This window comes from Vibrio profundi (genome assembly GCF_043642225.1).
Taxonomy (GTDB): Bacteria; Pseudomonadota; Gammaproteobacteria; order Enterobacterales; family Vibrionaceae; genus Vibrio; species Vibrio profundi_A.
This window is the reverse complement of sequence record NZ_JBHZSF010000038.1, coordinates 1-2,010: the sequence shown is the minus strand read 5'-3', so window position 1 is coordinate 2,010 and position 2,010 is coordinate 1. Positions and strand designations below refer to the sequence as shown.

The following is a 2,010-nucleotide window of genomic DNA, read 5'->3' as shown; positions in this document are numbered from 1 at the left end:
CAAAATGAACAAAGGCTCTGAAATGTGGGAGCAGAAACTTCTACGCTCTTATTGACAGTGGGGGTCATATCAACGCCAAATTAAGTAGTGAGCAACGCTGCCACATACCTGAACCATTGTGCCGTAAACACTTAAGCTGATTCAAACCAAAAGTGCCAAGCGTTGCGAATCCGCTTAAATTTATTGTTATGCGCCACTTGCGAACACCTCCATTCAATACCATAATTAGGTACTATTTGGTATTAGGAGATTACAATGGCTAAAAATACTAGCATCACTCTCGGCGAGCACTTTGATGGTTTCATTAGTAACCAAATTCAAAGTGGACGCTATGGCTCAGCAAGCGAAGTGATTCGTTCAGCCTTGCGTTTACTCGAAACACAAGAAACGAAAATGAACACTTTACGACAACTGCTCGTTGAAGGTGAAGAAAGCGGCATGACTGACTATGACCTCGATTCGTTTATCAGTGAATTAGATAGCGAAGAGAGAAAATGAAACCATTTCAACTTACCAACAAGGCAAAGTCTGATTTAAAAGATATTGCCTTGTTTACCTCTCGCAGATGGGGTCGCGAGCAACGAAATGTTTACCTTAAACAATTCGATGAATCATTTTGGCTACTCGCTGAAAACCCTGACATCGGCAAAAATTGTGATGAAATCAGAGATGGCTACCGAAAATTTCCACAAGGGAGCCATGTTATTTTTTATCAACAAATTGGCAGCCAAAACATCCAGATTATCAGAATCTTGCATAAGAGCATGGATGTAAATCCAATCTTTGGCGCATAACGCCGCATTAAAGGGTGAACAACGCCACCACCAAACCTAAACCATTGTGCCATAAACACTTAATTAGAAGTAGAAGCAAAAATGCCAAGCGTTGAGAATCACTCTTAAACAGATTGTTATGAGCGCACTTGAAACACCCGCTGAACCTTACTGCTATTGAAGCCAATACTTTCGTAAAACTTGTGTGCATCAAGCCTATTTTCGTTACAACGTACCCTAAGTTTACCCAAGTTTTTAGCTTGAGCATGTTGGACTAGAGCGCGACCAACACCATAACCACGACTTTCAGGAGAAACAACTAAACCACCAATTTCAAAAAAATCATCTGATGCGAGACGTCTAGCATAGAAAAGATGTAGCCAACCTATAATTCGACCTTGCCACTCTGCTACAAATACTTGGTCTTGAGTAGAATTGAGCAATTCTTGAAGTTTTGTGGTCGATTCTGTGAATGATAACTGAGAATAGCCAAGGTGTTCTGAGACTTCATTGATACCACTCGCATCCGATTCTGAAGCAGCTCTAATGATGTATTCCATGTAAAATTTCCTCCTAGCTCATAACGCCAAATTAAGTAGTGAGCAACGCTACCACCTACCTAAAGCATTGTGCCGTAACCACTAATGCTGATTCAAACCGAAAATGCCAAGCGTTGCGAATCTGATTAAATTTATTGTTAGCAGTGTTCTAACGTCTTACCGCTGTTACTGTCACTTCAATAAATACGTCACCTTCTAACGCAACACCTAGGCACGCGCGTTGAGGCCAGTGTCCTGGATTTTCACCCAACCAATCGCACCAAACTTTATCCATTTTAGGTTTATCTGGCATATTGGCGATAAACACCTGCGCACTTACTATTTGAGTTTTATTAGAACCCAATTCTTCAAGGTTTTTGTCTATCGTTTCTAGAGTCAGTTTAGTTTGACCAACTATATCCAGAGAAGTGTCTGATGATGTTGCTACTGTCCAAACCAAGTCTTTATATGCTGAGGACTTGTTTCGACCTTGATGGCACCCCGCTTCCTTTCAATCATTTAGTTCTCCTTGAACTGCTAACGCCGCATTAAGGTGTGAGCGACGCTTGCCTATACTTTGAGCGAAGCGAAAACGGCAAGCGTTGCGAATCACTCTTAAATGCTTTGTATGGATAATAAGTACTCCAATCGGGTAAGGTGAGACCCAGACTTTAGCTGCAACTAAAGTTCTTCTATCT

At 41.3% G+C, this 2,010-nt stretch carries 4 protein-coding genes and 1 pseudogene; 2 read left to right on the top strand and 3 right to left on the bottom strand.

The window, feature by feature from the left end:
- The first annotated feature begins 255 nt into the window (after positions 1–255).
- On the top strand, positions 256–498 hold the full coding sequence (locus ACHUFI_RS22355; protein ID WP_394253200.1) for a type II toxin-antitoxin system ParD family antitoxin: 243 nt from the start codon (positions 256–258) through the stop codon (positions 496–498).
- Complete coding sequence (locus ACHUFI_RS22350) at positions 495–794, top strand: type II toxin-antitoxin system RelE/ParE family toxin (protein WP_394253198.1); 300 nt, start codon at positions 495–497, stop codon at positions 792–794. The genes ACHUFI_RS22355 and ACHUFI_RS22350 overlap by 4 nt, the downstream gene beginning before the upstream one ends.
- A gap of 116 nt (positions 795–910) precedes the next feature.
- Here ACHUFI_RS22350 and ACHUFI_RS22345 read toward each other — a convergent pair whose 3' ends face one another.
- The 3 genes and pseudogenes from ACHUFI_RS22345 to ACHUFI_RS22335 all read right to left on the bottom strand — a co-directional run.
- Positions 911–1,333, bottom strand: coding sequence for a GNAT family N-acetyltransferase (locus ACHUFI_RS22345; protein ID WP_394253196.1), 423 nt, complete (start codon positions 1,331–1,333; stop codon positions 911–913).
- Positions 1,334–1,481: 148 nt separating this feature from the next.
- Positions 1,482–1,831: pseudogene (locus ACHUFI_RS22340) on the bottom strand (RidA family protein).
- Positions 1,824–2,010, bottom strand: a 187-nt coding sequence (locus ACHUFI_RS22335) for a hypothetical protein (protein ID WP_394253194.1), incomplete at its 5' end; no start/stop codon positions are given. The gene ACHUFI_RS22335 and the pseudogene ACHUFI_RS22340, both read right to left, overlap by 8 nt.

Bases quoted from the DNA above. Each gene is read 5' to 3' on its own strand.
- ACHUFI_RS22350 (WP_394253198.1), top strand. From the start codon at position 495: ATGAAACCATTTCAACTTACCAACAAGGCAAAGTCTGATTTAAAAGAT.
- ACHUFI_RS22345 (WP_394253196.1), bottom strand. From the start codon at position 1,333: ATGGAATACATCATTAGAGCTGCTTCAGAATCGGATGCGAGTGGTATC.
- ACHUFI_RS22355 (WP_394253200.1), top strand. From the start codon at position 256: ATGGCTAAAAATACTAGCATCACTCTCGGCGAGCACTTTGATGGTTTC.